The organism is Xenorhabdus sp. IM139775 (assembly GCF_028598745.1).
In the GTDB taxonomy this organism is placed as follows: Bacteria; Pseudomonadota; Gammaproteobacteria; order Enterobacterales; family Enterobacteriaceae; genus Xenorhabdus.
Window position 1 is genome coordinate 1 of record NZ_JAQRFK010000142.1, and the last position, 2,977, is coordinate 2,977.

A 2,977-nucleotide genomic window follows, 5' to 3' on the forward strand; every position below is an offset into this window, starting at 1 on the left:
GAGAGTTCAGGAATATATGGCTGTTCAGGTAAATCCTCGTCGCTGAGCGGAAAAACAGAAACCATATATATGGTACCAGAACGATATTCCGTGATCCCTTCGATTTTACTGATTAAATCCATAACAACAGGTGTATCCATAACCGGATAAACACGGAATTTTACATTTCCATCATTATCACTATTGATAATTATTTCACTTTTACTCTGATAATTTTGGGGCTTGATGACTTGGCATTTTTGACCGATTCCACTCGGTTCAGAGGTAATGATGATATTCCTTACAATATCCTCTTCAGCCTCAGAAAAAATATGGACAGGTGTGTTTTTAAGTAATTGACCCGTGGTATCAAATAATGTAGTACTATAACTGATATAATGATCTTTATTGTCGTCTATATTGTTATTACTAGGCGTTGCACAGATGCTTTTATTTTTCTTCAATTGGATTGAGATTTTAACCAAATCCTTTGCATAATATTTTATTACTTCTTCAATTCCTGTGAGAGTAAAATGTATTTCATCTCCTGACGTTATTGAATCACTTCCTTTTACCTTACATGAAACCACCATATTATATAATTTACTATCCTGCTGGCTATTAATTGGTTTAATTATTTCTATACTTTCAAAACCCTGAGGGTCTTTTATACCTATATTAAAGGATTGAGAAATTTTTCCTTTAGGTATGAGTTCTATATCGAGATAAAACTGCTGACCTATAATAACATCAGCATGTTTTTCAATAGATAAATTTAAATTATAATCTTCCAAAATCATATCGCTACCTAACATACCTCTTTTATAATTCTTTATTAATATATTATTAAAAGAAAAATGAATATTTGAAAATGATTATTCTTTATCTGAAAAATTGAATTACCATATGTTGGTCCAATTTATACCGTCAGGACAATTATCCCCTGCAAGTTCTCCTCCTGGCCGTACAGTATAAACATTGGCTTGCCAAATCTTACCATAAGAAATATCCCCATAATAATTAACTTGAAAATCAAGATAAATATCTCCATTTTCTATATGACCAATATAATTAAAAGGAATTCCAAACAATAATGTTGCTGCATTACCATTATCGGGTTGAATTGGCATTAATTTCGTTTTAGATTGATAAATCGTATTTGGATAACTATTTACATATAAATTTAATGTGACTTCGGCACCAAGTGGAACTTTTGTTTTATCTTTATAGTCATTTGTTCCTATGATTTTAACGAATAATGCTTCATGATGAGGATTATTACATCTGTTATTCACGTCCTTCTCATGAATGGAATCATTGATAATATTTTTATCGTTATTATAACCGGAACTATTATAAACGATACAACTATCATAACTTCTCTCTAAGTTATCAATCGGTCGATTATTTCCTCCTCCAGGATATGTTATGCTTTGTGGATATGAAGAGCGAGCCAATCCCAACTCATTCACAACCGTATAGAAAAAAGGCGTAACCTCATTTTCCTTAAATATGTTATAAGGGAGTGTTATATGACTATTATCTAATCCGTTAATGTCCTCAACAATAAATGACTTTTCCACATATTGATTATTAGCAAAAAACAGTATTGTGTCATTTAATTTTGCATCAGGATAGTTTTTAATTAAAAGAGTAAAGAAACTCGAGCTGGGATTCACCCATAAATCACCATTATCGCCGATGATATCAGGTGGAGGAAGGCTTAAATCCTTTTTATCATTATCTATAATATATAATTTATTTTTTGAAGAGACATGACCTGTTACATTCATTACCATAGAATCAACATGAAATATGACTGATTTTGATTTCTTAGTATAGATATAAAAAATTAATTCTCCATCTGAATCGGAGGTGATAGAAAAAGATTTCAGATTAGAAGAAGTGTTTTTAATTGTAACAGGTGTTGTTTTATCGGCATGATAGATATTAACCAAATCAAAATAGGCATGCTCTTTTTCAAGAATAACCACAGAAACATTTGGCAATGGTTTTCCGTCCTTATCCCGGATTAACGCGACTGCCTTAATGTAATCACGATTAGGCGGAGTACTATCATAGTTTAACACTTGGAAAATATCTTTTTTAAAATATATTGATATGGATTTTTCATCTATTGACAGATTATTTTTCATGTTATTTCCTTATTTATAATCTTACATTGCAATAATTAAAAATCAAAACCCTCTTAATTATTCGATAAAGGATCACACCCATCGTTATCATCGTGAGATTGATTGGGTAATACCGTATTAATTTTGGTGCTCCACTCTTTGCTATACGTTTTAGAACCATCACTATTTTCGATATAATAATCGAACGAAAGTGTTCCTAACCCTTGGGAGAATGAAGGCCCCGCTCGATTAATATCACAGTATGGGATATTAACCGTACAATGACCTGTTTGTTTTCCCTGATCAGCAGCAGGTGGCAACTGGAATGGATAACTCTTATGGGTATTTCTAGAATTTGGCGTTTTCACATACACGTTCAAATATCCTTTGCTGCCAAGCTGTGGTAAATTTTCATTATTCTGCTCACTTGTTCCCATTATTACCACATATAGCCCCGTAGCTCCTTTAGCACTTTGACCCGCTTTTCTCTGTTGGCTTATCATGCTCAGGATGATGCCATGCCACTCAAAAGTTTCATTTTCTTCGCTGTATACATCAATCATATACAGGATCTTAAGAGATAACCCTTTATTTAAGATAGAAAAAAGGCCTCATTTGTGATTGGATAATTGTCGCCAAACAAACCACCCAAATACGCATGAAGCCTATGACAATTATCGCTATAAAACACCAGTTAATGCAATTCTTCAATGACGCTCTTTTAGAAAAAATGGCTCGTCGATGTGGCTTTACCCAACGGCTCCGATGCCTTGAGCCCCGCCTGTTTATTCTTGCCCTGATACAAGTAATCAGTACGGGAAATATCACCTCAATTTCTCATTTACACCAACAAATCAATGGGG

Annotated in this window: 3 protein-coding genes and 1 pseudogene; 1 reads left to right on the plus strand and 3 read right to left on the minus strand. The window is 33.2% G+C overall.

Annotated elements, in window-relative coordinates:
* The 3 genes from PSI17_RS16295 to PSI17_RS16305 all read right to left on the minus strand — a co-directional run.
* A partial coding sequence (locus PSI17_RS16295) for a hypothetical protein (protein WP_273552964.1) occupies positions 1-779 on the minus strand: 779 nt, incomplete at its 3' end.
* 99 nt (positions 780-878) lie between these two features.
* Positions 879-2,135 (minus strand): hypothetical protein, encoded by a 1,257-nt coding sequence (locus tag PSI17_RS16300; protein ID WP_273552965.1) that lies wholly within the window; start codon positions 2,133-2,135, stop codon positions 879-881.
* Between the two features lie 53 nt (positions 2,136-2,188).
* Positions 2,189-2,677: a hypothetical protein gene (locus PSI17_RS16305; protein WP_273552966.1), complete on the minus strand. Its 489-nt coding sequence runs from the start codon at positions 2,675-2,677 to the stop codon at positions 2,189-2,191.
* A 104-nt stretch (positions 2,678-2,781) separates the two neighbouring features.
* Here PSI17_RS16305 and PSI17_RS16310 point away from each other — a divergent pair.
* Positions 2,782-2,977, plus strand: a pseudogene (locus tag PSI17_RS16310) (IS4 family transposase); the annotation flags it as partial.

Bases quoted from the DNA above. Each gene is read 5' to 3' on its own strand.
- PSI17_RS16300 (WP_273552965.1), bottom strand. From the start codon at position 2,135: ATGAAAAATAATCTGTCAATAGATGAAAAATCCATATCAATATATTTT.
- PSI17_RS16305 (WP_273552966.1), bottom strand. From the start codon at position 2,677: ATGATTGATGTATACAGCGAAGAAAATGAAACTTTTGAGTGGCATGGC.